The organism is Streptomyces sp. NPDC045846 (assembly GCF_056431605.1).
This window is the reverse complement of record NZ_JBWKKJ010000024.1, coordinates 13835-39314: the sequence shown is the minus strand read 5'-3', so window position 1 is coordinate 39314 and position 25480 is coordinate 13835. Positions and strand designations below refer to the sequence as shown.

At 72.6% G+C, this 25480-nt stretch carries 30 protein-coding genes; 20 read left to right on the top strand and 10 right to left on the bottom strand.

Annotated features, from left to right (window positions below; genetic code table 11):
- Nucleotides 1–108: 108 nt before the first annotated feature.
- The 5 genes from AC07F3_RS38915 to AC07F3_RS38895 all read right to left on the bottom strand — a co-directional run bounded on the left by AC07F3_RS38915 (nucleotide 109) and on the right by AC07F3_RS38895 (nucleotide 5617).
- The gene (locus AC07F3_RS38915; protein ID WP_479119654.1) at nucleotides 109–1509 is read right to left on the bottom strand and encodes a sensor histidine kinase; all 1401 of its coding nucleotides are present in this window, start codon (nucleotides 1507–1509) and stop codon (nucleotides 109–111) included.
- A 5-nt stretch (nucleotides 1510–1514) separates the two neighbouring features.
- The gene (locus AC07F3_RS38910) at nucleotides 1515–2246 is read right to left on the bottom strand and encodes a response regulator transcription factor (RefSeq protein ID WP_479119620.1); all 732 of its coding nucleotides are present in this window, start codon (nucleotides 2244–2246) and stop codon (nucleotides 1515–1517) included.
- A gap of 104 nt (nucleotides 2247–2350) precedes the next feature.
- A complete protein-coding gene (locus AC07F3_RS38905) occupies nucleotides 2351–3622 on the bottom strand; it encodes a S1C family serine protease (RefSeq protein ID WP_479119619.1) in 1272 nt (423 codons plus the stop codon).
- Between the two features lie 112 nt (nucleotides 3623–3734).
- Entirely contained in the window at nucleotides 3735–4757 is a 1023-nt protein-coding gene (locus AC07F3_RS38900; protein WP_479119617.1) for a LacI family DNA-binding transcriptional regulator, read from the bottom strand.
- A 92-nt stretch (nucleotides 4758–4849) separates the two neighbouring features.
- A complete protein-coding gene (locus AC07F3_RS38895; protein WP_479119616.1) occupies nucleotides 4850–5617 on the bottom strand; it encodes a response regulator transcription factor in 768 nt (255 codons plus the stop codon).
- Nucleotides 5618–5920: 303 nt separating this feature from the next.
- Here AC07F3_RS38895 and AC07F3_RS38890 point away from each other — a divergent pair, with 303 nt between their 5' ends.
- The 8 genes from AC07F3_RS38890 (at nucleotide 5921) to AC07F3_RS38855 (ending at nucleotide 11549) form a co-directional block, all read left to right on the top strand.
- Complete coding sequence (locus tag AC07F3_RS38890; protein ID WP_479119615.1) at nucleotides 5921–6739, top strand: alpha/beta hydrolase; 819 nt, start codon at nucleotides 5921–5923, stop codon at nucleotides 6737–6739.
- A 33-nt stretch (nucleotides 6740–6772) separates the two neighbouring features.
- Complete coding sequence (locus AC07F3_RS38885; RefSeq protein ID WP_359002968.1) at nucleotides 6773–7027, top strand: MoaD/ThiS family protein; 255 nt, start codon at nucleotides 6773–6775, stop codon at nucleotides 7025–7027.
- Between the two features lie 10 nt (nucleotides 7028–7037).
- The gene (locus AC07F3_RS38880; protein WP_479119614.1) at nucleotides 7038–8249 is read left to right on the top strand and encodes a hypothetical protein; all 1212 of its coding nucleotides are present in this window, start codon (nucleotides 7038–7040) and stop codon (nucleotides 8247–8249) included.
- Nucleotides 8250–8384: 135 nt separating this feature from the next.
- A complete protein-coding gene (locus tag AC07F3_RS38875) occupies nucleotides 8385–9134 on the top strand; it encodes an LmeA family phospholipid-binding protein (RefSeq protein ID WP_479119613.1) in 750 nt (249 codons plus the stop codon).
- A 587-nt stretch (nucleotides 9135–9721) separates the two neighbouring features.
- Nucleotides 9722–9802, top strand: coding sequence for an Ms5788A family Cys-rich leader peptide (locus tag AC07F3_RS38870; RefSeq protein WP_350751515.1), 81 nt, complete (start codon nucleotides 9722–9724; stop codon nucleotides 9800–9802).
- A 142-nt stretch (nucleotides 9803–9944) separates the two neighbouring features.
- Nucleotides 9945–10790 carry a sulfurtransferase gene (locus AC07F3_RS38865; protein ID WP_114039028.1) on the top strand — a complete coding sequence of 282 codons (846 nt, stop codon included), beginning with the start codon at nucleotides 9945–9947 and terminating at the stop codon, nucleotides 10788–10790.
- A gap of 49 nt (nucleotides 10791–10839) precedes the next feature.
- Complete coding sequence (locus tag AC07F3_RS38860) at nucleotides 10840–11127, top strand: DUF1416 domain-containing protein (protein ID WP_030362227.1); 288 nt, start codon at nucleotides 10840–10842, stop codon at nucleotides 11125–11127.
- Between the two features lie 59 nt (nucleotides 11128–11186).
- Nucleotides 11187–11549 carry a DUF3099 domain-containing protein gene (locus tag AC07F3_RS38855; protein WP_479119610.1) on the top strand — a complete coding sequence of 121 codons (363 nt, stop codon included), beginning with the start codon at nucleotides 11187–11189 and terminating at the stop codon, nucleotides 11547–11549.
- A 67-nt stretch (nucleotides 11550–11616) separates the two neighbouring features.
- On the opposite strand, the gene AC07F3_RS38850 is transcribed toward AC07F3_RS38855, so the two are convergent.
- Nucleotides 11617–11982 (bottom strand): DsrE family protein, encoded by a 366-nt coding sequence (locus AC07F3_RS38850; RefSeq protein ID WP_479119609.1) that lies wholly within the window; start codon nucleotides 11980–11982, stop codon nucleotides 11617–11619.
- Between the two features lie 104 nt (nucleotides 11983–12086).
- Between AC07F3_RS38850 and AC07F3_RS38845 the strand changes: the two genes are divergently transcribed.
- The 6 genes from AC07F3_RS38845 to ygfZ all read left to right on the top strand — a co-directional run bounded on the left by AC07F3_RS38845 (nucleotide 12087) and on the right by ygfZ (nucleotide 16979).
- Entirely contained in the window at nucleotides 12087–12935 is an 849-nt protein-coding gene (locus AC07F3_RS38845) for a hypothetical protein (protein WP_479119608.1), read from the top strand.
- Nucleotides 12932–13744 (top strand): hypothetical protein, encoded by an 813-nt coding sequence (locus AC07F3_RS38840; protein WP_479119606.1) that lies wholly within the window; start codon nucleotides 12932–12934, stop codon nucleotides 13742–13744. The genes AC07F3_RS38845 and AC07F3_RS38840 overlap by 4 nt, the downstream gene beginning before the upstream one ends.
- Nucleotides 13741–14583, top strand: a complete 843-nt coding sequence (locus AC07F3_RS38835; RefSeq protein ID WP_479119605.1) for a hypothetical protein — start codon at nucleotides 13741–13743, stop codon at nucleotides 14581–14583. The genes AC07F3_RS38840 and AC07F3_RS38835 overlap by 4 nt, the downstream gene beginning before the upstream one ends.
- Before the next feature lie 287 nt (nucleotides 14584–14870).
- A complete protein-coding gene (locus tag AC07F3_RS38830; protein WP_114039033.1) occupies nucleotides 14871–15443 on the top strand; it encodes a heme-binding beta-barrel domain-containing protein in 573 nt (190 codons plus the stop codon).
- Nucleotides 15444–15565: 122 nt separating this feature from the next.
- Nucleotides 15566–16003, top strand: coding sequence for a Fur family transcriptional regulator (locus tag AC07F3_RS38825; protein WP_479119603.1), 438 nt, complete (start codon nucleotides 15566–15568; stop codon nucleotides 16001–16003).
- A gap of 10 nt (nucleotides 16004–16013) precedes the next feature.
- Nucleotides 16014–16979 (top strand): CAF17-like 4Fe-4S cluster assembly/insertion protein YgfZ, encoded by a 966-nt coding sequence (gene ygfZ, locus AC07F3_RS38820; RefSeq protein ID WP_479119601.1) that lies wholly within the window; start codon nucleotides 16014–16016, stop codon nucleotides 16977–16979.
- Between the two features lie 3 nt (nucleotides 16980–16982).
- Here ygfZ and dtd read toward each other — a convergent pair whose 3' ends face one another.
- A complete protein-coding gene (gene dtd / locus AC07F3_RS38815) occupies nucleotides 16983–17408 on the bottom strand; it encodes a D-aminoacyl-tRNA deacylase (RefSeq protein ID WP_450894828.1) in 426 nt (141 codons plus the stop codon).
- Nucleotides 17409–17576: 168 nt separating this feature from the next.
- Between dtd and AC07F3_RS38810 the strand changes: the two genes are divergently transcribed.
- Together AC07F3_RS38810 and AC07F3_RS38805 are read left to right on the top strand one after the other, a co-directional pair.
- Nucleotides 17577–18170, top strand: coding sequence for an RsiG family protein (locus AC07F3_RS38810; protein WP_479119600.1), 594 nt, complete (start codon nucleotides 17577–17579; stop codon nucleotides 18168–18170).
- A 61-nt stretch (nucleotides 18171–18231) separates the two neighbouring features.
- Nucleotides 18232–19197, top strand: coding sequence for an asparaginase (locus AC07F3_RS38805; RefSeq protein ID WP_479119599.1), 966 nt, complete (start codon nucleotides 18232–18234; stop codon nucleotides 19195–19197).
- Nucleotides 19198–19305: 108 nt separating this feature from the next.
- Here the strand turns inward: AC07F3_RS38805 and AC07F3_RS38800 are convergent, their stop codons facing one another.
- Nucleotides 19306–20277 carry a zinc-binding dehydrogenase gene (locus AC07F3_RS38800; RefSeq protein WP_479119598.1) on the bottom strand — a complete coding sequence of 324 codons (972 nt, stop codon included), beginning with the start codon at nucleotides 20275–20277 and terminating at the stop codon, nucleotides 19306–19308.
- Nucleotides 20278–20450: 173 nt separating this feature from the next.
- On the opposite strand from AC07F3_RS38800, the gene AC07F3_RS38795 reads away from it, so the two are divergent.
- The 4 genes from AC07F3_RS38795 (at nucleotide 20451) to AC07F3_RS38780 (ending at nucleotide 22726) form a co-directional block, all read left to right on the top strand.
- Nucleotides 20451–21059 (top strand): TetR/AcrR family transcriptional regulator, encoded by a 609-nt coding sequence (locus AC07F3_RS38795; RefSeq protein ID WP_479119652.1) that lies wholly within the window; start codon nucleotides 20451–20453, stop codon nucleotides 21057–21059.
- Between the two features lie 147 nt (nucleotides 21060–21206).
- Nucleotides 21207–21620, top strand: a complete 414-nt coding sequence (locus AC07F3_RS38790; protein WP_479119596.1) for a helix-turn-helix domain-containing protein — start codon at nucleotides 21207–21209, stop codon at nucleotides 21618–21620.
- 22 nt (nucleotides 21621–21642) lie between these two features.
- Nucleotides 21643–22233: a hypothetical protein gene (locus AC07F3_RS38785; protein WP_479119595.1), complete on the top strand. Its 591-nt coding sequence runs from the start codon at nucleotides 21643–21645 to the stop codon at nucleotides 22231–22233.
- A gap of 148 nt (nucleotides 22234–22381) precedes the next feature.
- Nucleotides 22382–22726, top strand: a complete 345-nt coding sequence (locus AC07F3_RS38780) for a DUF2516 family protein (RefSeq protein WP_114039187.1) — start codon at nucleotides 22382–22384, stop codon at nucleotides 22724–22726.
- Between the two features lie 4 nt (nucleotides 22727–22730).
- Here AC07F3_RS38780 and AC07F3_RS38775 read toward each other — a convergent pair whose 3' ends face one another.
- Nucleotides 22731–23987 carry a PP2C family protein-serine/threonine phosphatase gene (locus AC07F3_RS38775; RefSeq protein WP_479119594.1) on the bottom strand — a complete coding sequence of 419 codons (1257 nt, stop codon included), beginning with the start codon at nucleotides 23985–23987 and terminating at the stop codon, nucleotides 22731–22733.
- Between the two features lie 351 nt (nucleotides 23988–24338).
- Nucleotides 24339–25403, bottom strand: a complete 1065-nt coding sequence (locus AC07F3_RS38770; RefSeq protein WP_479119593.1) for a C40 family peptidase — start codon at nucleotides 25401–25403, stop codon at nucleotides 24339–24341.
- Between the last annotated feature and the right edge of the window lie 77 nt (nucleotides 25404–25480).

The window sequence follows — 25480 nt, the reverse complement described above, 5'->3', positions numbered from 1 at the left end:
CCCTAGCGGGGTCGTGCTGGTCGGCATGGCATCTTTAGCCCGTCCGGCGATTGAGGACGAGCGCCGTTCAGGCGCGAACGGGGTCCGGGGCGGGGGCCCGGGAGGGGGTCAGGGGGTGTCCGGGGGTGGGGTCGGGGCTCCTGGCAGGGTGATCGTGGCCAGGGTGCCGCCGCCCGGCGCCGGAGCGAGCGACACCTCGCCGCCCGCGTGGCGGACCGTACGGGCCACGATCGAGAGCCCGAGCCCCGAGCCCGGCAGGGCCCGCGCCGTGGGGGAGCGCCAGAACCGCTCGAAGACGTGCGGCAGGTCCTCGGCGGGGATGCCGGGCCCGTGGTCCCGCACGGTCAGGACGCCCCGGTCCAGGGCGACCGTGACCGTCCCCCGCGGCGGGCTGAACTTCACCGCGTTGTCGAGGACGTTGACCACCGCCCGCTGCAACGCGGCCGGCTCGGCCCGTACGTACCAGGGCGCGAGCTGCGCCGTGATCGTCAGCTCGGGCCCGCGCAGCCGCGCCCGGTCGAGCGCGACCCGGGTGATGTCGTGCAGGCCGACGACCTCCAGCGGCCCCTCGCGCACCGCGTCCGGCCGGGACAGCTCCTGCAAGTCCCCGATGAGGGAAGCCAGTTCGGACATCTGCGCCGTCACGGACGTCATCAGCGCCTTGCGGTCGGCGGGCGGGATGGCCCGCCCCGTCTCGTCGCTGCGGGCGAGCAGCTCGATGTTCGTACGCAGTGAGGTGAGCGGCGTACGCAGCTCGTGCCCGGCGTCCGCGATGAGCTGCGCCTGCCGATCCCGGGAGGAGGCGAGCGCGGCGGTCATCGCGTTGAACGAGCGGGACAGGCGCGCGATCTCGTCCTCGCCCTCGACGGGGATGCGGACGGTGAGGTCCTCGGTCCGCGCCACGTGCTCGACGGCCCCGGTCAGCTTGTCCACGGGCCTCAGCCCGGTCCGCGCGACCCAGAGCCCGGCGGCTCCGGCCGCGATCACGCCGATGCCGGCGAGACCGGTCAGCAGCAGGGCCAGCCGGTTGAGGGCGGAGTCGACCTCCGTGAGCGGGCGGGACAGCGAGACGGTGACCCACCTGCCGTCGAACTCCTGGAACTGGGTGTGCACCCGTACGTCCATGCCGCCCTCGGTGGTACTGCTGTGCAGGGTCTCGGCCTTGAGGTTGCGGGCGCGGGCGACCGCGATGTCCTGGGGCCTGACCCGTACGGGCGGGGAGTCCGGGGCCACGCAGCGGGTGCCGTCCGGCAGGATCACCTGGATGTAGGCGAACGGCTTCTGCCCCGGGGGCAGGCTGCCCTGCGAGTTGCAGGTCTGGAGCGCGGTCAGCACCAGGCTGGCGGGCGCGCTGGTGTTGCGCAGCGTGGTGTCGAGTTCGGCGCGCAACTGGGCCCGGGTCAGCAGCCAGCAGGTGACGGCGACCGCCGCGACCGCCACCGCCACCGCCGTGGCGACCAGCATCGCGAGGCGGGAGCGCAGCGGCATCGCGCGGTAGCGGCGGACCAGACGGTTCACTCCGCGCCGCCCGGCCGGAGCGCGTACCCCACGCCCCGCACCGTGTGCACGAGGCGGGGCTCGCCGCCCGCCTCCGTCTTGCGGCGCAGGTACATGACGTATACGTCGAGCGAGTTGGACGACGGCTCGAAGTCGAAGCCCCAGACCGCCTTGAGGATCTGCTCACGGGTGAGGACCTGACGGGGGTGGGTCAGGAACATCTCAAGGAGGGTGAACTCGGTGCGGGTCAGCTCCACGACGCGGTCGCCGCGGGTGACCTCGCGTGTGGAGAGGTCCATCCTGAGGTCCCCGAAGCTGAGGACGTTCCCGGCGTCCTGACCGGCCGCCCCCGCGTCGACGGCGTACGAGCTGCGGCGCAGCAACGCCCGGATGCGGGCGAAGAGTTCGTCCAGCTCGAACGGTTTGACCAGGTAGTCGTCGGCGCCCGCGTCGAGCCCGGTGACGCGGTCGCCGACCGTGTCGCGCGCCGTCAGCATCAGGATGGGCGTGGTGGAGCCGGCCGCGCGAAGGCGGCGGGCCGCGGTGAGCCCGTCCATCCTCGGCATCTGGATGTCGAGCACGATGAGCTCGGGCCGGTAGGCCTCCGCCTTGGCGAGGGCGTCGAGACCGTCGACGGCGACCTCGGTGCCGTATCCCTCGAAGGCGAGACTGCGTTGCAGCGCCTCGCGGACCGCGGGCTCGTCGTCGACGATCAGGATGCGCTGCGGTTCGTCCTCGGCGGGGCTCATGAGCGTGTTCCTTCTTCTGCTTCGTGCGGCTCGGTGAACATCAGCCTCGCATGCGGACGGTGCCGCGCGGGGCGGCTCGCTGCCCCGCGCGGATCAGCGGCGGCTCAGTAGCTGCCGCCGAAGCCGCCGCTGTTGCCGCCGCCCTGGCTGTTGTCGCCGCCGCCGGTGTTCGCGCCGCCGCTGCCGCCGCCCCGCAGGCTGGCGAGGTCGGACTTGACGGTGTTGATCGGGATGGCGAAGCCGAGCCCGACGCTGCCCGCCGTGGAACCGCCCTGGCCGCTCGAACTCGGCGAGTACATCGCGGAGTTGATGCCGATGATGTTGCCGTTCATGTCGATGAGCGCGCCGCCGGAGTTGCCGGGGTTGAGCGAGGCGTCGGTCTGGAGCGCCTTGTACGTGGTCTTCGACGAGCCGGTGTCGCCGTTGAACTGCTGCCCGCCGAACTCGAACGGCCAGCCGCCCTGGCCGCGCCCGCCCTGGCCCTGCCCTTGGCCCTGGCCCTGGTTGCCCTGCTCCTTGGCGACGGTCACGTCACGGTCGAGCGCGGAGATGATGCCGGAGGTGACGGTGCCGGTGAGGCCCTCGGGGGAGCCGATGGCGACGACCTGGTCGCCGACCGCGATCTTGCCGGAGTCGCCGAGGCTGGCGGGCTTGAGGCCGCTCGCCCCGTCCAGCTTGATCAGGGCGAGGTCCTTGTCGGGGTCGGTGCCGACGACCTTCGCGGTGTAGCTCTTGCCGTTGCTGAGCTTCACCTTGACCGAGGTCGCCCCCGAGATGACGTGGTTGTTGGTGATGATCTCGCCCTTGGACGTGATGATCACGCCCGCGCCGGTCGACTCGCCCGAGCCGGAGGTCGCGTTGATCTCGACGATGCTCGGCATGACGGCCTTGGCGACGCCGGAGACCGTGCCGTTGGTGCTGTTGGAGGCGTTGGTGCCGCTCACCCCGGCGCTGACGCTGCTGCCGTTGTCGGACACGTAGTGCTCGACGAGGCTCGCGGTGCCGCCGCCTATCGCCGCCGCGATGATGGCGACGGCCGCGAGGAGACCGACGGAGCGCTTGGCGCGCCGGGGGCGGGGGGCGCCCGCCTCACCGCCGTCGAGGTGGGCGGTCCCGCCGCCGTCGCCGCCGCCGTGGAACCCGGCGACACCGGGCTCGGCGTGGGCGGCCGGGGCGCCGGGCCACACGGTGGTGCCGGGGCCGGTGGTCACCGGGGTGGTCGGCCGGTACGGGGGCGGCGGCGGATAGGCGGCCGCGTAGGCCTCGGCCTCTCGCCGCGCGTCGTCCTTGGCTCGCTGCCAGGACTCGTCCGCGGAGGCGGAGTGCTGAGGCTGCTGCTCGGGGTACTCGCCGCTGTGGCGGGGGCTCTCGGTCATGTCTATGACCTTCGCGAGCCTTCATGAGAGCAGTCTGAGGACCGCTTAAGAAGCCCGGCAGAACCGTGTTTGCCCGAAATAAAGGCGCCTCGCGCGGCGCCCGGCGGACGGCTCAGCCGCAGCCGCAGGACCGGCGCACGACGAGCCGCGAGGGGAACTGCTTGAGACGTTCGCGGCGCGAACCCGCCACCCGCAGCCCGTCGTCCAGGACCAGGTCCACCGCGGCCCGCGCCATCGCGGGCCGGTCGGAGGCGATCGTGGTGAGCGGCGGATCGGTCAGGGCCGCCTCCTTCACGTCGTCGAAGCCCGCCACGGCGAGCTCGCCCGGCACGTCGATGCGCAGCTCGCGGGCGGCCCGCAGCACGCCGATCGCCTGGTCGTCGGTCGCGCAGAAGATGGCCGGCGGCCGCTGGGGCCCGGCGAGGATCTCCAGCGCCACCTTGTAGGCGTCGTACCGGTTGTACGGGGCCTGGAAGAGGCGGCCCTCCAGGGAGCGGCCGGACTCCAGCATGGCCCGGCGCCAGCCCTCGACGTGGTCGGCGACCGGGTCGCCGACCGCCGGGGTCGACTCGATGCCGCCGAGGCAGGCGACGTAGTCGTGGCCGTGTTCGAGCAGGTGGCGGGTGGCGAGCTGGGCGCCGCCGATGTCGTCGGTCACCACCGCCACGTCGTCGATCGCCTCGGGCCGCTCGTGCAGCAGCACCACGCGGGCGTCCCAGGCGTCGATCTCGGCCGCGGCCCGTTCGCTGGGACCCTGGCTGACCAGGATCAGCCCGGCGACCCGCATGCCGAGGAAGGCCCGCAGATAGTGGACCTCGCGGTCGTCGATGTAGTCGGAGTTGCCGACCAGGACCATTTTTCCGCGCTCGGACGCGGCCTGCTCGACCGCGTGCGCCATCTCCGCGAAGAACGGCTGGCGGGCGTCCGGGACGATCATTCCTATGAGGTCGGTGCGGCGCGAGGCCATCGCCTGGGCGACCCGGTCGGGCCGGTACCCCAGCTCCTTGATCGCGGCGAGGACACGCTCGCGCGTGGCCGGGGCGACCGGCCGGGGTCCGTTGTTGATGACGTAACTGACGACGGCGGTCGAAGTACCCGCAAGTCGTGCCACGTCGTCCCGCGTCACCTTGGCCACGCGCGGCAGTCTACGCGGGGTGACCCCCCTCTGGGCAGGCCGTATCGCAGGTCGTACCCCAGGCGTGATCTACCGTCCGGGTGACGGCCGCGCTACCGCTTGGAGGAGCGGGCGGCGGCTTCCTTCGCCTCGGCGGTGGCCGCGTCCACGACCGCCTTCGCCTTGGCGTCCTCGGCCGAGCGCTCCGGCTTCTCGGGCGTCACGAAGCGGTAGCCGACATTGCGGACGGTGCCGATCAGCGACTCGTGCTCGGGGCCGAGCTTGGCCCGCAGCCGCCGTACGTGCACATCGACGGTGCGGGTGCCGCCGAAGTAGTCGTAGCCCCAGACCTCCTGCAACAGCTGGGCGCGGGTGAAGACCCGGCCCGGGTGCTGGGCGAGGTACTTGAGCAGTTCGAACTCCTTGAAGGTCAGGTCGAGGACCCGCCCCTTCAGCTTCGCGCTGTAGGTGGCCTCGTCCACGGAGAGGTCGCCGTTGCGGATCTCCATGGGGGAGTCGTCCGAGGTGGCCTGCGCCCGGCCGGTGGCGAGCCGCAGCCGCGCCTCGACCTCGGCCGGACCCGCGGTGTCGAGCAGGACGTCGTCGATGCCCCAGTCGGCGGTGACGGCGGCCAGGCCGCCCTCGGTCACCACCAGGACCAGCGGGCAGCCGGGACCGGTGGAGCGGAGCAGCTGGCACAGGGACCGCACGTGCGGCAGGTCGCGGCGGCCGTCGATCAGGATGACGTCGGCACCCGGGGTGTCGACGAGCGCGGGCCCCTCGGCGGGCGCCACCCGGACGGTGTGCAGGAGCAGGCCGAGCGCGGGGAGCACCTCCGTCGACGGCTGGAGTGCGTTGGTCAGGAGCAGCAGAGAGCTCATCGCGTCCCGCCCCCCACCTCTCGGCTTCGTCCGGGCACGGGGTGCACCCATGCCCGGGTCGTCCGTTTCGGATCCTGCTCGGTTCGCTCGCCCATAACGTCGGTTCCTCCTCGGTCCCTGCGGAGGGGGTTCCCCCTGCTCGTGGAGAGCTCGGGGGCGTCGCGGAACTGCTTCGTACCTGTCAGGACCCGGTTGGGGATCCCTTTGTGAGCGTTTGTTCACCCGTCCGTAACAACGACCGGGAAACACAAAAGGACCCGGGGGCTACGGTGCCCGGATCCTCTGCCTAGGAGAATAGCCCACATGAATGCCGGGGCAGAGGATCGATTTCACACTTCAGCTGTTTCCTCGATCACTCCCGGACCCCGGCGCGCAACCCTGCGTACGTCGGACGGTGTCCGGATCGAGGCGGTTTACGAGCCCTGCGCGCGGGGCGCCGCCGAGACCGCGATCGTGGTCGCGCACGGGTTCACCGGAGCGGCCGACCGGCCCGCCGTACGCCGCGCCGCGGGGGTGTTCGCGCAGTACGCGGCCGTGATCACCTTCTCGTTCCGCGGGCACGGACGGTCCGGCGGGCGCTCGACGGTCGGCGACCGCGAGGTGCTCGACCTCGCGGCGGCCGTGGAGTGGGCGAGATCACTCGGGTACGCGCGGGTGGTGACCGTCGGCTTCTCGATGGGCGGCTCCGTGGTGCTGCGGCACGCGGCGAGCCATCCGGGGGGAGCACGGGGGCGCACCGAAGCAGTGGCGGCGGTCAGCGCGCCCGCCCGCTGGTACTACCGGGGCACGGCCCCGATGCGGCGGGTGCACTGGCTGGTGACCCGGCCCGCCGGGCGGCTCGTGGGCCGCTTCGGCTTCGCGACCCGCATCCACACCGAGGACTGGGACCCGGTGCCGCTCTCGCCCGTCGAGGCGGTCCCGCTGATCGCGCCCACCCCGCTGCTCATCGTGCACGGCGACCGCGACCCGTACTTCCCGGTGGACCACCCGCGGATGCTGGCGGCGGCCGGACCTGCGCAGTTGTGGCTGGAGCCGGGCATGGGGCACGCCGAGAACGCGGCCGGCGACGCACTGCTCGGGCGGATCGCCAGCTGGCTCATCGCCGCGCGGCCCGCCGCGTAGCCCATCATGGAGGGCGACGAAAGGAGCCACACCATGGCAGCGGGAACCATCCGCTTCTGGGCCGCGGCCAAGTCCGCCGCCGGTGTCGCCGAGGAGCCGTACGCCGCCGGGACGCTGGCCGAAGCCCTCGACGCGGTGCGCGAACGGCACCCCGGAGAGCTCACGCGCGTACTCCAGAGGTGTTCGTTCCTGGTCGACGGTGACCCCGTCGGGAAGCGGAACCATGAGACCGTACGCCTTGCCGAGGGCGGCACGGTCGAGGTGCTCCCGCCGTTCGCAGGAGGGTGACCCCCACGTCATGAGCGAGCAGTACCCGTATCAGCAGCAGCCCCAGTACGACCAGTACGGGCAGCCCGTGCAGCCCCAGCCGCCGTTCCCGTACGAGCCGTACCAGGACCAGCAGCAGTACACGCAGACCTGGGAGGGGCAGACCTGGGACACCCAGTACCAGCCCACGATCCCGCCCGTGCAGCAGCCGGTGGAGCCCGCGCCGCGCCGGGGGCGCCACGCGCAGCCCGCGCCCGACCAGCCCTGGCAGGAGAGCGCGTCCGACGCGGCGTACGCGGCCGACACGGCCTACCTGCCGCCGCAGAACGCCCCGCGGCACGGCCCGGGCACCGCCTCGGTGCCGCTGCCGCCGGAGGTCCCGATGGCGCCCGCGCCCGCCGCCGCACCGGCCCCGGTGTACGAACCGGCCCCCGCGGCCGCCGACGGCCCGGCGTACAGCTCGCCCACCACCGTCGGCAACACCCGCGTCACCGACGCCCAGCGCGCCCGTGCCGAGGGCCGGTCGCCGATCATCGCGCCCGGAATGCGGCCCGCCGCGCTCACCGCCGTGCTGGGCCTGCTGCTCGCGGTGGCCGCGCCGCTGGGCTCCTACGCGCTCGCCGTGCCGCTCGTCCTTCTCCAGGCCGTGACGGCCGCGGGCTGGTTCCGGCTCAACGGCATGTGGCCGGCCCGCCAGGGCATCGCGCTCGCCTTCGCGGGCGGCCTCGTCGCGGACGTCGCCCTGCTGGCGCTCGGCCGCCAGGACGCGCCCGCCGCGATCCTGGGCACGCTGGGGGTCTGGGTGCTGCTCACGCTGGTCCTCCAGCTGCGCTCGCACGCCGACCCGGACGAGCGGATGTACGGCCTGATGGCGACCGTCGCCTCGGCGGCCCTCGCGATCCTGGCCGGCGGGTACCTCGCGGCGCCGCCGCACGCGGTGTCCGTCGGGGCCGCCGCGGTGGCCGTCGCCGCCCTCGCGCGGGCGCTGCCGCTGCCGTCGGCCGCCTCGGTCCTGGTCGCGCTCCTCGCGGCGGCGGGCGTGGGCATCGCGGTGGGAGGCCTCGTCGGCATCGGCGCGAGCGGAGCCCTGCTCGGCCTCGCGGCCGGTGGCTGCGCGCTGATCGGGCTGCGGGTGGCGTCGTACGACTACCCGTCCCGGTTCGTCCACATGACGGCGGGCGTCGCGCTGCCGCTCACCGCGGCCGTCCCTGTGCTGTATCTCATCGGTCGCGCCGTGGCGTAGGGAACCGCGGTTAGGGTCGAGATCGTCATTCCGGAGGACCGATCACTGAAGGCCGATCCTCCGGATCTTCGGCTTCGAAGACATTGATCGACGACATCGAGGGTCGACGGCCGACCGGTGGGGGACACGTAGGCAATGCGCGCACTGCGAATACTTCTGATCATCGCGATCGTTCTCGGCGGCATCTTCGTCGCCGCGGACCGCATCGCGGTGAACATCGCCGAGTCCAAGACGGCCGACAAGATCAAGAGCAGCCAGCGGCTCAGCTCGACGCCCGAGGTCGACATCAAGGGCTTCCCCTTCCTGACCCAGGTGCTCGCCAAGGAGCTGGACGAGGTCGACGTCTCGCTGTCCGGGGTCACGGCGACCGCCGGGGGCCACTCGGTCAACGTCACCGAGGTGACGGCCGAGCTGCACGCCGTGAAGATCGACAGCACCTTCTCGTCCGCGGTGGCGGGGCGGGCACAGGGGGCGGCGCAGATCTCGTACGCGGACCTGTCCAAGGCCGCGCCCAAGGGGGCGACGGTCGGTTACGCCGGTGCCGACCGGGCGGCCAAGGGCCAGGTCAAGGTGACCGGTCCGCTCACCGACCTCCTGGAGGGCCAGGGCGTGTCGCTGCCCGCCCCGGTCAAGGCGCTGCTCCAGGGGCGGACGGTGTCGGCGTACAGCACGGTGAGTCTGAACGGGTCGGGGTCGGTGCAGTTGCGGGCGGAGGCTCTGCCGACGCTGCCCGTGCCGGGGTTCGAGCAGCGGTTGCGCAAGGCGGTCGACTACGACCTGAAGATCGACGGGATGCCGTCGAGCATCAAGCTGAACAAGGTCACGGCCACGGAGGTCGGGCTCCGCTTCTCGGGAGAGGGCACGGAGGTCCGCCTGGCGGGCTGAGCTTTCCCCCACCCCGCCCCTTCCCGAGACCCTCCGGGGGTTGAAGGACCCTGGGGGCTCCGCCCCCAGACCCCCGTTCGCGCCTGAACGGCGCTCGTCCTCAATCGCCGGACGGGCTAAAGATGCCCATCCCGACCAGCACGCCCCTGCTAGGGGCGCGGGGAACTGCGCGAGAAGCGAGCACGGTCCGCAGACCGAAGGGTCCGGGGAGCGCGCCTCGGCACTCCACGAGGCCCGACATACCCAGGGGCGCGGTGAACTGCGCGAGCAACCACGCACGGTCCGCAGCCCGAAGACCACCCAGGGGCGCGGGGAACTGCGCGAGCAAGCGGGCACGGTCCGCAGGCCGAAGGGGGTTCAGGGGCGGGGGGAACTGCGCGCAAGGGGGTGCGGTCTCGTGCCGGGGGTGGGGGAGCCGCATAGTGAGACGCGGGTGTCCGCAGGGCAGGAGGCCGGGCCCGGGGGGCGGGGACCCGGAGGGGCCCGCGGGGCCCGGAGAACGCCCGCGTACCAGCATGCGGATGATCGAGTCTCAGCATGCGACACACCGGTGACACGCCCCGGTATGCGTCCCTACGATCGGACGCATGAAGCGACAGGCGGACCTCACGAAGCGGCGGGCAGTAGACCTGTGCCGCGTCGCCGCCATGCTCTGTCGCCCCTTCTGAGCGGGACGCTCAACTCCCGCATTCCCCGGGCCACTTGGCCACCCTCAGGCCGCCCAGGCCCACCCCGTGCCGCGTACGCGCGCCGCAGCCGCGTACCTGCACACCTGCACCGCCCCCGCAGACTGCCCCGGAGGAGAAGAACATGAGCCGCAGCGACGTCCTGGTAGACGCCGACTGGGTCGAGGCCCACATCGACGACCCGAAGGTCGCCATCGTCGAGGTCGACGAGGACACCTCGGCCTACGAGAAGAACCACATCAAGAACGCGATCCGGATCGACTGGACCAAGGACCTCCAGGACCCGGTCCGCCGCGACTTCATCGACCAGGAGGGCTTCGAGAAGCTCCTCTCGGCCAAGGGCATCGCCAACGACACCACCGTCGTCCTCTACGGCGGCAACAACAACTGGTTCGCCTCGTACGCCTTCTGGTACTTCAAGCTCTACGGCCACCAGGACGTGAAGCTCCTCGACGGCGGCCGCAAGAAGTGGGAGCTCGACTCCCGCGACCTCGTGGACGGCGACCAGGTTCCCAGCCGCCCGGCCACCCAGTACAAGGCCAAGCCGCAGGACGCCTCCATCCGCGCCTTCCGCGACGACGTCGTGAACGCGATCGGCACCAAGAACCTCGTCGACGTGCGCTCGCCCGACGAGTTCTCCGGCAAGCTGCTCGCCCCGGCCCACCTCCCGCAGGAGCAGTCGCAGCGCCCGGGCCACGTCCCGTCCGCCCGCAACATCCCGTGGTCGAAGAACGCCAACGACGACGGCACCTTCAAGTCGGACGAGGAGCTCAAGGCCCTCTACGAGGCCGAGCAGGTCGACCTCGCGAAGGACACCATCGCGTACTGCCGCATCGGTGAGCGCTCGGCCCTGACCTGGTTCGTGCTGCACGAGCTGCTCGGCCAGACCAACGTCAAGAACTACGACGGTTCGTGGACCGAGTACGGCTCCCTCGTCGGCGTGCCGATCGAGCTCGGCGCCAACAAGTAATCCGCACAGCCCCCAGCCGTACCCGACCGTAGACCGTAAGGAAGAGCCCATGTGTGGAGCGAAGGCCGGCGGCCCCGACGCCTCGACGATCAAGCCCGGTGAGACCACCATCCAGGGCCAGGTGACCCGCGACGGCGAGCCCGTCACCGGTTACGTGCGCCTGCTCGACTCGACCGGCGAGTTCACCGCCGAGGTCCCGACCTCGGCCACCGGACAGTTCCGCTTCTACGCGGCCGAGGGCACGTGGACCGTGCGCGCCCTGGTGCCGGGCGGCAGCGCGGACCGTACGGTCGTCGCCCAGACCGGTGGTCTCGCCGAGGTCGCCATCGCCGTCTGACCGACGGCGGCACGCAGGACCGGCCGGAGGGCCGCACCCCGGGGGTTGGACGCCTTGGAATGGGGTGCGGCCCTCCGCGCCGTCCGCGGGGGGGGCAAAACGTCCCGCCCGCTCGGCCTCGTACCGTTTCCGGGTCGGCCCGGCGGTCGTACGCTGGATCTATGTTGGCCCGGCGTCGGCGTGGCTACTTCTGGATGATGGGCGGCTGCATCCTGCTCTTCGTGTCCGCCTGGGGTTTCGTGCGCCTGTGGTCGGTCCCGGTGGCGGTGGGCATGTGCGTGGTCGCCATGGTGATCCCGCCCGTCGCCGCGATGGTCGCCAACCGGCGCGGCCCCGACGACCGCTGGTGGGACGACCCCTCGGGCGACCCGAAGTCGGACGAGTGGTGGGACGAGCTGGACGGCAAGAAGCGCCGCCCCTGAGCCACTGAACCTCGCCGGGGGGGGGGCGGGGAGCGTCCCCGCCCGGTTCCGCCGGACTCGTACGCGGCTAGTAGACGAGCGCCTGTACGCCGTCGGCCATGACCTCCTGCACGAAGACCTGCGCGCCCGCGATCCGTACGCCGTCCAGCACGTCCCTCTCCGTGATCTCCCGGCGGGTCGCGCACTGCGTGCACAGCGTGATCCGTCCGGCCGCCTGGATCGACTCGATGAGGTCGGGCAGCGGCGCGGCGTGCGGGAGCGAGAACTCGGCCGCCCGGCCCGGCAGGGCGAACCAGGACGATTCGCCCGTCAGCCACAGAGAGACCTCCACCCCGCTGGCCGCCGCCACGGCCGCGACGGTGAACGCCTGCGAGCACCGCTCGGGCGCGTCGGCACCGGCGGTCACCTTGATCACGAGCTTCTTGTTCGGCATATGCCGAACTGTAATCCGCCGCGCCACAACCTCCCCCCGCCCCTGTGGGTCTGCTGTGTGCCGCGGATGACGGAATCCGCGCTTCAAGTCCTGTGGGGGGACACGTGAGTTCAACGACAGAGCCGCCCGGCACGTCCGGGCCCGGCCCCGAATCGCCGGTCGCGCAGGGCCCGCCGGCTCCGGTCGATCCCGTGCCGGAGGCCGGGAACCCGGCCTTCGAACCCTCCGTCCCCGTACGCCCCCGCCACCGCACTGCCCTGATCGTCGCGGGCGCGGCCGTGCTCGGGGTGCTGGCGGGGACGGTCGCCGGGTACGCCGTCCAGTACCAGCGCGGGCCGACCCCGCTCGGCCCGCTCGCGCAGCAGGGACTCGCGGAGTCGCGAACCGCCCCGGCGGACCGGAACACGACGGCCCGCAGCGTCTCGGTCAACCGCTGGGACGAGAAGTCCGACGGCGATCTGCGCCGCCTCCTCCTCGCCAAGCCGGACGCGGCGAAGACCGAGACGAAGCCCGCCTGGCAGGACCTGCTGCGCGCGTCGGCCGACTACGACCATCCCGACGGCGCCTTCGCCCACTTCCTGGACGACGGGTTCCGGCGCAGCGCGACGACCACCTGGTCGCAGGACGGCAAGGTCTACGTCAACGTGATACTGACCCAGTTCCGCGACGACACCGCGGTCAAGTCCAAGGACTTCGCCCGGCAGCAGCAGAAGTACCTGCCCGAGGAGGCGTTCGCGGGCAACTACGGCAAGCCGATCCCGGGCAGCGACAACGGGCGCACCTACGTGTTCGACAAGCCGCACACCGAGGCCGGGTACGAGCCGCTCTACGAGGGCCGGGCGCTGGCCTGGCGCAACGGGATCTTCATGGAGATCCAGTACAACGACAACTCGGGCCCGGTCTCGGAAGCGGCCCTCCAGGCCCTGGCCAAGCAGCAGTTGGAGCGCCTGTGAACGAGCCCGTGGAACCCGCCGACGCGCAGGCCGCCCAGGCCCCGGTCGGCGTGGCCGAGCCCGAGGCGGCGGCGGCCGGAGCCCCGTCCGGCCGCGGCCGCCGTGTCGTCCCCCTCGTCCTCGGCGCCGTGGCGCTCCTCGCCGTGGCCGGGGGCGCCGTCTGGGGGCTCGGGGCGCTGGCGGACGCGGACCGCAGCTCACCGACCGTCGTCTGGGCGGAGCCCAGCGGATCGCCCGCGGCCACGCCCAAGGCCGGGGCCGCCGCGCGCGCCGGGCTCGGCGGCAAGCTGCTTCCGCTGCCGCCCGGCTACCGACTCGGCCCGGACATCGGCGAGTTCGGCAACGACGCGGTTCTCGGTGCCCAGCAGGCCGCCGCGCTCCTGAAGGAGGGCGCCCGCGGGCTGCCCGCCGACGAGCGCGAGAAGAACGACAAGGCGGTCGACGGCCTGAAGGTCCAGGGCGTCGCCCTGCGCAGCTACACCGACGGCACCTTCGTCACCGAGACGCGGCTCTCCCGGATGGAGAACACCGAGGCGATCAAGAAGCTGAACGCCTTCCAGGGCGAGCTCTCCCGCGCCCTCAAGGCGCTCCGCGCGGGCCCGAAGATCGACGGGCACGCCAACGCCGTGTGCTTCCTGTTGCCCAAGGACGACAAGCTGGGGCTCGACGCGATGTTCTGCAACGCCTACGAGGGCGACGTCATGGTCAGCACCTACACCTACGCCCCCGCCCCGCTGAACACCGGCGCCGCGGCCGGGCTGCTGCGCAAGCAGCTCGACCTCATCAAGTCCCCCGGGGAGTCCGTGTGAGCGACCTGACCGACCCGACGGCCCCCGCCGGACAGAGCCCCGCCGAGGCCCCGCCCGTGCCCGCCGCGCGCAAGGAGCGCCGGGTGCTGCGCGCGGTGGCGCGCTGGACCGCGGCCGTGGCCGTGTTCGGGGTGCTCGGCAGCGGCGTCGCGTACGGCATCGCGGCGCAGGAGCGCACCGACGTGCCGGGGCTCTCCACCAAGGACGACGGACGCTGGGACTTCCCGAAGCTGGTGAAGCCCGCGCTTCCGGCGGGCGCCGCGCTGCCGTACGCCGCCGACAACCCCGGCATGATCCACTACGCCGACCTGGAGCAGCTGCTGCTGCCCGCTCCGGCCGGGTCCACCCCCGATCCCACGCTCAAGGGCGACCGGAGCCGGATCACCGCCGACCGGTTCCTCCAGGAGTTCGGCGCCGACAACCGGGTGTCGAGCATGCGCCAGGACCTCGCCCAGGGCGGGCTGCGGCAGATCGCGGCCCGCGGCTGGACCATGCCCGACGGCACCGCCACCCGCGTCTACCTGGTGCGCTTCCACAGCTCCGGGTACCAGAACGCGTTCACCACGCTGTACTTCTCCAACGTGGGCAGCGCCCCGCGGCTCCTGAAGGACGTCGAGGGCGAGTCCTCGCTCGACGAGGGCTACATCTCCGGCAACGGCATCCCGCACGTGCGGCACGACGTGTACGTCGAGGCGGCGCCGAGCGGGCCCGTGCAGGTCCGGCACGCCTACATCGCGGCCGGTGACATCGTGGCGCTGGTCGTCCAGTCGAGGAAGGGCTCCACCGCCGCGGTCCCCTTCCACCAGACCACGGTCCTCCAGGAGCAGCTCCTCGGCTGATCCGCGCGGCTCGGCCGAGGAGCCGCGCCGTTCGACGGGGCGCGCCACCGGCGGCGTACCTCACAGAGAGGGCCGGGCCCCCACCCATTAGGCTGGGGGTCGGCCCTGTCCGCCCCTACACCCGCTCATGCGAGGAGCCCCCGTGCTTGAGGCTGTTTTCTCCACCCTCCTTGTCCTGGTCTGCGTCGGCGTCCTCGCGTTCGCCGGGCTGACCGTCAAGAAGCTCTACCAGGGCCAGCGCTGACCCCGACGCTCGCCTCGACCGCAACGAAGAGATCGCAGCCCTCATGATCGAGATTCCGTCCGACCTGCACCCCGACCTCGTGCCCCTCGTCTTCCTCCTCGGTACGTGGGAGGGCGCCGGCGTGACCGACTTCCCGGGCGCCGAGAAGGCGAACTTCGGGCAGTCCGTGACCTTCTCCCACGACGGCCGTGACTTCCTGGAGTACGTCTCGCACTCCTGGATCCTGGACGCCGAGGGCAACAAGGTGAAGCCGCTGGAGTCCGAGTCGGGCTACTGGCGCATCGACAAGGACCGCAAGGTCGAGGTCGTCATGGTCCGCGACCAGGGCATCGTCGAGGTCTGGTACGGCGAGCTCGCCCACCAGAAGCCGCAGATCGACCTGGTCACCGACGCCGTCGCCCGCACCGCGGCCTCCGGCCCGTACACCGGCGGCAAGCGCCTGTACGGCTACGTCAAGAGCGACCTGATGTGGGTCGGCGAGAAGGCGACCCCCGACGTCGAGCTCCGCCCCTACATGTCGGCGCACCTGAAGAAGGTCGTCACGCCGGAAGAGGTCGCGGAGATGGCGCGGGGCCTGGGCGACCTGCCGGACGACGGCATCGCCTTCTTCAAGTAGGCCGAGGTCCCGGCCGGGTGAGCCGGTGCGGTGCCGCGCCCCGAGGGGCGCGGCCGCCCCCACCGGCGCGCACCCGGCGCACTCGCCCTCCCGCCCGGCGCGTTCGCTCCTACACTGGGAGCGTGGTGACCACCGACTGGCAGAGCGACCTCCGCAGGCGCGGGTACCGCCTGACCCCCCAGCGACAGCTCGTCCTGGAGGCCGTCGACGTGCTCGAACACGCCACGCCCGACGACATCCTCACCGAGGTGCGCAAGACGGCGGGCGGCGTGAACATCTCCACCGTGTACCGGACGCTGGAGCTCCTGGAGGAGCTGGGCCTGGTCTCGCACGCCCACCTCGGGCACGGCGCCCCGACGTACCACCTGGCCGACCGCCACCACCACCTCCACCTGGTGTGCCGCGACTGCACCGGGGTGATCGAGGCCGACGTCGAGGTGGCCGCCGACTTCACCGCGAAGCTCAGGCGCGACTTCGGCTTCGAGACGGACATGAAGCACTTCGCGATTTTCGGGCGCTGCGACAGCTGCGCCCGGAAGGCTTCGACCACCGAGTCGTAGGCTTGCCCGCATGAAGAGCCCCCTGCTGTCCCAGCCCGGCGCCGTCCCCGCCGAAGGGCGCGACGAAGGAGTCGCGGCGCACTACGGCGACCTGTTCCGCGAGCAGCGCGCGCTCGCCGGCGGCACCGGTCTCGTCGACCTCTCGCACCGCGGTGTCGTCACCGTCACCGGCGACGACCGGCTGAGCTGGTTGCACCTGCTGCTCACCCAGCACGTCAGCGAGCTGCCCGCCGGGCAGGCCACCGAAGCGCTCGTGCTGTCCGCGCACGGCCACGTCGAGCACGCCCTGTACCTCGTCGACGACGGCGGCACGGTGTGGATCCACGTCGAGCCCGGCACCGAGGGCGAGCTGATCGCCTACCTGGAGTCGATGAAGTTCTTCTACCGGGTCGAAGTAGCCGACCGCACCGGGGAGTTCGCGGTCGTCCACCTGCCCGCCGGGTCCATCGCCGAGGTGCCGGACGGGGTGGTCGTGCGCGAGACGGCGTACGGCCGCGATCTGTTCCTGCCCCGCGCCGACCTGGAGAAGTACGCCGCCGAGGCGGGCCCCCTGGTCGGGATCCTGGCGTACGAGGCGCTCCGGGTGGAGGCGCACCGGCCCCGGCTCGGCTTCGAGACCGACCACCGGACGATCCCGCACGAGGTGGGCTGGATCGGCTCGGCCGTCCACCTCCAGAAGGGCTGCTACCGGGGCCAGGAGACCGTCGCGCGCGTCCACAACCTGGGCAAGCCCCCGCGCCGCCTGGTCTTCCTGCACCTGGACGGCAGCGAGGTGCTCCTGCCCGGGTCCGGCACGCCGGTCCGGCTCGCGGCCGACGGACCCGAGGGCCGCCAGCTCGGCTTCATCACGACCTCGGCCCGCCACCACGAGCTGGGCCCGATCGCGCTGGCCCTGGTCAAGCGGAACGTCCCGGTGGACGCGGAGCTGCTCGCGGGCAACACGGCGGCGGCCCAGGAGGTCGTGGTCGAGCCGTAGGGCTCAGACGTCGACGACGATCGTGAACGGGCCGTGGTTGGTGAGGGACACCCGCATGTCCGCGCCGAAGCGGCCCGTCTCCACGCGCGCCCCCAGCGCCCGCAGCCGGGCCACGACCTCGTCGACCAGGGGCTCGGCCACCTCGCCGGGGGCCGCCGCGTTCCAGGTGGGGCGGCGGCCCTTGCGGGCGTCCCCGTAGAGAGTGAACTGCGAAATCACCAGCAAGGGCGCATTCACGTCCGAGCAGGACTTCTCGCCCTCAAGGATGCGAACCGACCACAGCTTGCGGGCGAGCTGCGCCGCCTTGTCCGGATTGTCCCCGTGGGTGACTCCGACCAGGACACACAGCCCCTCGCCCGCGATCTCGCCGACCGTCTCACCGTCCACGACGACCTTCGCGCCGTCGACCCTCTGCACCACCGCTCGCATGCGCCCCAACCTATGACACGGCCCCGTCCGATTTCCGAGCGGCTGAACGGGTGCAGTGCACCTGCACGTGCCGTACCCGGAGTGGCACGATGCGTACAGGCGGTGCTTCCCCTCGGCCCTTCGGGCCCGGGGAGACCCCATGCACCGGTCGAGGGGACGGAAAGACGCATGACCACACCAGGCGCCGGGCAGTCGCCCGGTCCCGTATCGCTGACCCGGACCAACCCGCGTACCGCCGTGCGACCGCCCGTGCAGCGGGCCGGTGGCAGCCTGCCGCCCCAGCGCGACCACGACCTGGCCTCGCTCCGGCTCGCCGAGCTGCGCACCCTGCGACGGCAGTCGCAGCGCGACGAGGCCGACCTCAGCTATGTGCGGCGGCTGCTGCACGGCCGGATCGACATCCTGCGGGCCGAGCTGGCCCGGCGCACCGGGCCGCAGGCGCCGGTGGTGGAGCGGCTCGCCGAGATCCTCACCGACGCCCCGTCCTCGCACCGCGCCTCGGCCCGGCACGTCACGCTGTCCGCGCCGCGCAGCGAGGAGTACCGCATGCTGGCGGCGGAGATGGACGCCGAGGTCGAGCTGTCCGATCTCGCCGCCCGTACGGACGAAGAGCTGCACACCGCCACCGGGCGCCTGATCCGCTACGAGCAGCAGGTCTCGCGGCGCCGTCAGCAGCTCCAGCGCACCGCCGACGATTGCAGTGCCGAGATCGCCCGCAGGTACCGTGATGGTGAAGCGCAAGTAGACGATCTGCTCACCTGACCCGCCCGCATCGGAAGCGACCCCTCCGGGGCAGGTCACCTGTCCGGAAGGCCGCACCCCCATGACCGCCGTGTCCCCGACGTCCCCGATACCCCCGGTCCTCGCCGAAGTCGTCCGTTCCGGATTCGTCGAGGGCCATCATCGGGGCTCGCTGGTGGTGCTGGCGGCCGACGGCAGTGTCGAGTTCGCGCTCGGCGACCCGTCCGCGCCCGTCTTCCCGCGCTCGTCCAACAAGCCGATGCAGGCGGCCGCCGTGCTGCGGGCGGGCCTGGAGCTGTCCGGCGAGCGCCTGGCCATCGCCGCCGCCAGCCACTCGGGCGAGGGCTTCCACCTCGATCTCGTACGCAAGATGCTGGCCGAGCACGGCCTGACCCCGGACGACCTCCAGACGCCGCCCGACCTGCCGCTGGACCCGGCCGAGGCCGAGACGTACCTGGCGGCGGGCCACGTGCGCGAGCGGCTCACCATGAACTGCTCGGGCAAGCACGCGGCCATGCTCGCGGCCTGCAAGCTGAACGGCTGGGACGCGCGCGGCTACCTCGACCCGGCGCACCCGCTCCAGCAGCTGGTCCTGGAGTCCGTGGAGGCGGCCGCCGGCGAACGGGTCGCCTCGGTCGGCACCGACGGCTGCGGGGCGCCGCTCATGGCGATCAGCCTGACCGGCCTCGCGCGCGCCTTCCGTACCTTCGCGACGGCTGAGGCCGACTCGGTCGAGGGCCGGGTCGCCGAGGCGATGCGCACGCACCCCGAGTACGTGGCCGGCACCCGGCGGCCCGACACCTGGCTGATGCGCGAGGTGCCCGGGACCCTGTCGAAGATGGGCGCGGAGGCCGTGCAGGCGGTGGCGCTCGCCGACGGCCGCGCGCTCGCCTTCAAGGTCGACGACGGCGCGACCCGTTCGCTCGGCCCGATCCTGGCCCGCGCGCTCCAACTCCTGGGCGTGGACGGCCCGGTGGTGACCCGGATCGGCCGGGCGCCGCTGTTCGGCGGGGCCGCCGAGGTCGGGGAGATCCGCGCGACCTTCTGAGCCCGGGGCCGCCCGGCGGGGCCGACGTGAGCAGGCCCCGCCCCCGGTTCAGGGCTTGAACCCCCGGGTCGGGGCTTGAACCCCCGGGTCAGGGCTTGAACTCCCGGGTCAGGGCTTGAGCAGCACCTTTCCGACCAGGCCGCGCCCTTCGATCGCGGCGTGCGCCTCGGCCGCGCGCTCCAGCGGGAACACCGCGCCGATCACCGGCCGCAGCCGCCCGGCCGCCGCGTCCGCCAGCACCCGGCCGAGCAGTTCGGTACGGCGCCGGGGCGTCAGCTGTACGTCGCGGATGCCGAGCAGGGTGACGCCGCGCCGCCGGGCCTCGTCCGGGTCCGCGGCCGCGAAGCCCGTTCCGGTGGGGGCGCCGTGCGCGGAGAAGCGGCCGCCGTCGGCGGTCAACGAGAAGGCGGTCAGGCCGAGTCGGCCCCCCACGCCGTCCAGCACGAGATCGGCGCCGCCCTCGCCCAGTGCGGCCCTGGCGCGCTGCCCCCACTCCGGGTCCGCCGCGTCGATGACCTCGTCGGCGCCCAACTCCCTTACCAGCGCGGTCTTTTCGGGCCCGCGTGCCACCCCCACCACCCGGGCGCCCAGCGCGCGGGCGAACTGGACGAGCAGGGTGCCCATGCCGCCGGACGCGCCGGTGATCAGGACGGTCTCGCCCGGCTTGAGCGCGGTGAGGTCGAGCAGCGCGAGGGCGGTCACCCCGTCGTGGACGAGGGCGGCCGCCTCGCGCGCTCCTACGCCGTCCGGGACGGGGGAGAGGTGGTCGGCGGGGACCGCCAGGAGCTCGGCGTAGCTGTCGGCCCGGCCGGACACGGCCACCCGGCGGCCCAGCCAGGCCGGGTCCGCGCCGGGACCGGTGGCGGTGACGGTGCCGGACACGCCGCCGGAGGGCACATAGGGCGGGGTGACGTCGAAGTACTGGCCGAAGTCGCCCGCGCGGATCTGGGTCTGCACGAAGAGGGTGTCGACGTGGTCGACCTCCACGACCACCTCGCTCGCCCCGGCGACCGGATCCGGCACCTCCACGGCGACCAGTACCTCGGGCCCGCCGAACTCCCTGACCTGTGCCACCCGCATGTCGACCACTCCCACCCGTTGTCCGCGCCGGTGCGCGGTCCGTACGGCGAGTCTTCAACCTCGACCGGACTTGAGGTCAAGGGTGATCTCGCGCGGGCCGCACTAACGGTGCCGGGATTCCCTTAGGGTGAGGGCGGCGGATCGGGCGAGGAACAGGAGTCGCGGTGGCGGGCGTGGAACCGGGGACGGTGCGGCCGGGCGGGCGGACCGCGCGGGTGCGGGCGGCCGTGCTCCGGGCGGCCGGGGACGCACTGGTGGAGCACGGCTTCGACCGCCTCGACCTGGCCGACGTCGCGCGCCGGGCGGAGGTCGGCAAGACGACCGTCTACCGCCGGTGGTCCACCCCCGCGGGCCTGGTCGCCGACCTCCTGGACGACATGGCCGAGCGGTCCTCGCCCCGGGCGGACACCGGCTCGCTCGACGGCGACCTGCTGGCGAACGCCCGCCTCGTCGTCGGCACGCTGACCGACCCCCGGCAGGGCGCCCTGTTCAGGGCGGTCATCGCCGCGGCCACCTGCGACGAGCGCGCGGCCCGCGCCCTGCGCCGCTTCTACGCCACCCGCATCGAGGAGTGGGCGCCCTGTGTGACCCGGGCCGCCGACCGCGGCGAACTCCCGCCCGGCACCGACCCGGCGGAAGTGATCCGCTCGGTCTCGGCCCCGCTCTACTACCGCTTCCTGGTGAGCGGCGACCCCCTGGACGACACCTCGGCGACCCGCGCGGCCCTGGCCGCCGCCGCGGCCGCCAGGGCGGGGGCGTACGGGGTGAACCAGGGGGATTAGCGAGGGGGTCGGGGGAAGGAGGGCGGTGCCGGGGGTGCGCGCCGGAATGGTTCGCGTCCCGGTGGCGGGGCGGTCGCCGACGTGGCGCAGCGCACTTTTGCAAGCGTCTGCTTGCAATAGTTAGCAGGATGGGTGCACCATCGGGGTATGGCATCGCTCAACGTCGGCAATCTCGGCGAGTATCTGCGTGAGCAGCGGCGCAACGCGCAGCTGTCGCTGCGGCAGCTCGCCGATGCCGCCGGGGTGTCCAATCCGTATCTGAGTCAGATCGAGCGCGGGCTGCGCAAGCCGAGCGCGGACATTCTGCAGCAGCTCGCGAAGGCGCTGCGGATCTCCGCCGAGACGCTGTACGTGCAGGCCGGGATTCTCGACGAGCGGTCCCCCGAGGCCGCCGGCACGCGGAGCGTCATTCTGGCCGACCCCTCGCTCAGCGAGCGCCAGAAGCAGGTTCTGCTCCAGATCTACGAGTCCTTCCGCAAGGAGAACGGGCTCGACGCCGGCACGGACACTGACAGCGCCGCCGACGGCAGTGATGCCGACCACCCTCAAGCGAGCAACTGAGCACTGATCCGGGAGGACAGTCATGGCCATCACCGATGACCTGCGCAAGACCCTCACCGACCCCACCCCCCTCTACTTCCTCGCCGGCACGGCGGACTACGCAGGGCAGCAGGCCAAGAAGGTTCCGGCGCTGATCGAGAAGATCCAGACCGAGGCGCCCGAGCGCATCGAGGCCGTGCGCCGCACCGACCCCAAGGCCGTGCAGGAGAAGGCCACCGCCCGCGTCAAGGAGGTCCAGGCCGCCGTCACCACCCGCGCGAACGACCTGTTCGCCGCCCTCGACGGCGACTTCAAGAAGCTGGGCGAGGGCGCCCAGGACCTGGCGCTGCGCGGCGTGGGCGTGCTCGCGGAGTACGCCGTCAAGGCGCGCGAGGGCTACGACTCGGTCGCCGAGCACGGCCAGGAGGTCGTCAAGCAGTGGCGCGGCGAGGCCGCCGACGAGATCGTCGAGATCGCCGGTGCCGTGGAGCCCAAGGGCGAGGACAAGTCGGACGCGCCCGCTCAGGGCGAGCCCGCCGCGGCCGACGCCGACGCCGCGGACAAGCCCGCCGCGAAGAAGGTCGCCCCGCGCAGGGCCCCGGCGAAGAAGACCGCCGCCAAGTCCGCGGAGTAGCGCGCTTCGCACCCCGGCTTTCCCACCATGTCGCGAGGCGGGCACCTTCAAGGTGGCCGCCTCGTTGGACTAGTACCTTGGCCGCGAGGCGCTCTCCGCCCTCATCAGGCCCTTCAGGACCTTCAGGACTCACTAGGCGGTGCACGGCATGTTGCTCACGGGATTCAGCCTTCTCACCTCGCTGCTCTATCTCGCGATGCTCGTCATCGCCGTGGTGGCGCTGGTCTTCGCCGTCGTGGCCCGTGAGGACGCGTACCGCGCGGCCGACAAGCAGACCAAGCCGTTCTGGCTGATCATCCTCGGCATCACGGTCGTGGTGAACCTGGTCGTGCCGGTGCTGTTCCTGCAGCTCGCCGGGCTCGTCGCGTCGATCGTGTTCATGGTCGACGTGCGGCCCGCGCTCCGGCAGGTCTCCGGCGGTGGCCGGGGCGGCCGGCGCGGTGGCGGCTCCAGCAGCGACGGTCCGTACGGGCCCTACAACGGCGGGCGCTAGCCGCTCAGGCGCGGCGCCCGGCCCGGTCGGCGCGCTTGCGCTCCAGCAGGACCACCGCCACGTCGTCCGTCAGCTCGCCGCCGTTGAGCTCGCGGGCCCGGGTCACCGCCGCTTCGAGCAGTGACTCGCCGCGCAGCCCGGACGCCAGCTGGCCGTTGATCATCTCCAGCATGCCGTCCTGCCCCAGCCGTTGGCTGCCCTCGCCGGTGCGGCCCTCGATGAGGCCGTCCGTGTACATCAACAGGCCCCATTCCCGGCCGAGTTCGACCTGGCGGCGCGGCCAGCGGGCGCGCGGCAGCAGACCGAGGGCCGGGCCGCCGTTCTCGTACGGGAGCAGCTGTGCCCGGCCGTCGAGCGCGATCAGCGGCGAGGGGTGCCCGGCCAGGCACAGGCCCGCGCTGCGGCCGTCGGGGGCGATGTCGACGGTGCACAGCGTCGCGAATATCTCCTCGCTGTCGCGCTCGTGCTCCAGGACCTCCTGAAGCGTCGAGAGCAGCTCGTCGCCGCACAGGCCCGCGAGCGTCAACGCCCGCCAGGCGATGCGCAGTTCGACACCGAGCGCCGCCTCGTCGGGGCCGTGGCCGCAGACGTCGCCGATCATCGCGTGGACGGTTCCGTCGGGCGTGCGCACCGTGTCGTAGAAGTCGCCGCCGAGCAGCGCCCGGGAGCGTCCGGGGCGATAGCGGGCCGCGAAGCGCAGGTCCGAGCCGTCGAGCAGCGGGGTGGGGAGCAGCCCGCGCTCCAGGCGGGCGTTCTCCTGGGCGCGCAGCCGCGACTCGGCCAGCTTGTACTGGGCGGTGTCCGCGCGCTTGCGCTCCACCGCGTACCGGATGGCGCGGCTGAGCAGCCTGCCGTCCAGCTCGTCGCGGAACAGGTAGTCCTGCGCCCCGACCCGGACCGCCTCCGCCGCCCGTTCCGCGTGGGTGGACGGGGTGAGGGCCAGCACGGCGTGGCGCGGGGCGAGGAGGAGCAGATGGCGCAGGGCGGCGAGCTCGTCGTCGGGGTCGCGGCCGGGCAGCGCCAGGTCGAGCAGGATGCAGTGGATGTCGTCGGTGAGCAGCCGCTCGGCCTCGGTGAGGTTGCGGGCGGTGCGGATGCGGACCCGGGTGCCCGCCGAGTCGAGGAGCTCGTGCACGGTGAAGGTGCCCGTCGGGTCGTCCTCGATGACCAGCAGGTTGAGCGAGGCGTCGACCGCGCTGCTCGTGGGGGCCTCCGGTGCGGCTCGCTGGTGCGGTACGGGTACGTGCTGGGATGCGGGCATCGTCGGTTCCGGAATCCTTCCCTCCCCCCGAGGGCGCGGGGAGCGCCGGTCGGCGCCCCACCAGCCGGGACCCTAGCGTCATCCGGGGGCGGGACGGAATGGCGTTCGACACGTGATCGGCGGAGGCCGGTTGGCATATGCCTCATGCCTTATTTGTCAGGGCCCCAGGAAGTTGCGGGCTGCCCGTACCACCGGTACGGAACTGCCCGCCCGGTCGCCCCGGAACTGCCCGCCCGAACGCGCCGGACGGACCGGCCGACGGCGCGGGGCCCGGGCGGGAGCGGCCCGCGCGGGGAGCGGTGGCGGCCTGCACGGGGACGCGGGCGCCCGGATCACCCCGCTATGGGGCGCCTACTTGTCGGGGCGTACGACGCCGAGGATCGGCATGGTGCCCGCTCCCGTGATCGTCACGTTCCGGCCGGGCCGGGGGGAGTGCACGATCGCCCCGTCGCCGATGTACATCCCGACGTGGGTCGCGTCCGCGAAGTAGATGATGAGGTCGCCGGGGCGCATGTCCTTGATCGAGACGTGCGGCAGCTGCGCCCACTGTTCCTGCGAGGTCCGCGGGATCGGATGCCCGGCCGCGAGCCAGGCCTGCGAGGTGAGCCCCGAGCAGTCGAAGGTGTCGGGACCTGCGGCTCCCCAGACGTACGCCTTGCCGATCTGGTCGGTCGCGAACTTGACGGCCTTCTTGCCCTGGTCGCTCGCGCCGGTGTTGATCTCCTTCAGTATCCCCGTGCTCAGCCAGGCCGTCTGGGAGTCGGACTCCTTCTTCCGCTCCAGCTCGGCCAGGCGCTGCTTCTCCTGCTCCTTGAGCTGGGACTGGAGCTTCTCGGCCGCCGCGATCTTCTCGGTGATGTCCTTCTTCGCGGCTTCCTTCTTGACCCGGTTGTCCTCCAGGTTCTTCCACTGGGCGGTGGCGTCCTTGCTGTACGCCGCCAGGTCGGCCTGGGTGCGGTTCAGCCCGCCCAGCAGACCCTGGGCCGCCTGCTGGCCCTGGCGCAGCGCGTCGGCCCCGTCGAAAAAGGTCTCGGGGTCGCCGCTGAGCATCATCTGCGCGCCGGGCGGCAGACCGCCGTTGCGGTACTGCATCCGCGCGGTCGCGCCCGCCTGGTCCTTCAGGCGCTTGATCTTCTCCTGGCCCTTCACGATCTCCTGGGCCAGCTGGACGATCTGCGCGGACTGCTGCTTGGTCTGCTCCTCGGCGAGGTTGTACGCGTCGGTGGCCGCGGCCGCCTGGCGGTACAGGTCGTCGATCTCCTTGCCCACCTCGTCCAGCGTCCGCGGCTGCGCGGGCGCCGTGGCCGACGGGTTCGGCGTCGGGTCGGCGAACGCCGTGCCCGGCGCGGCCAGCGCCGTCAAGGCGCACACCAAGGCGATCGCGGCCGCCAACCGGCGTTTCTTCAGCACTGTCAACTCCCCCTCCAGCCAACCCCGGCCCCACACCGGAACACCGGTCAGTCTGGATGTGATTTACCGTCAGTAACATCACA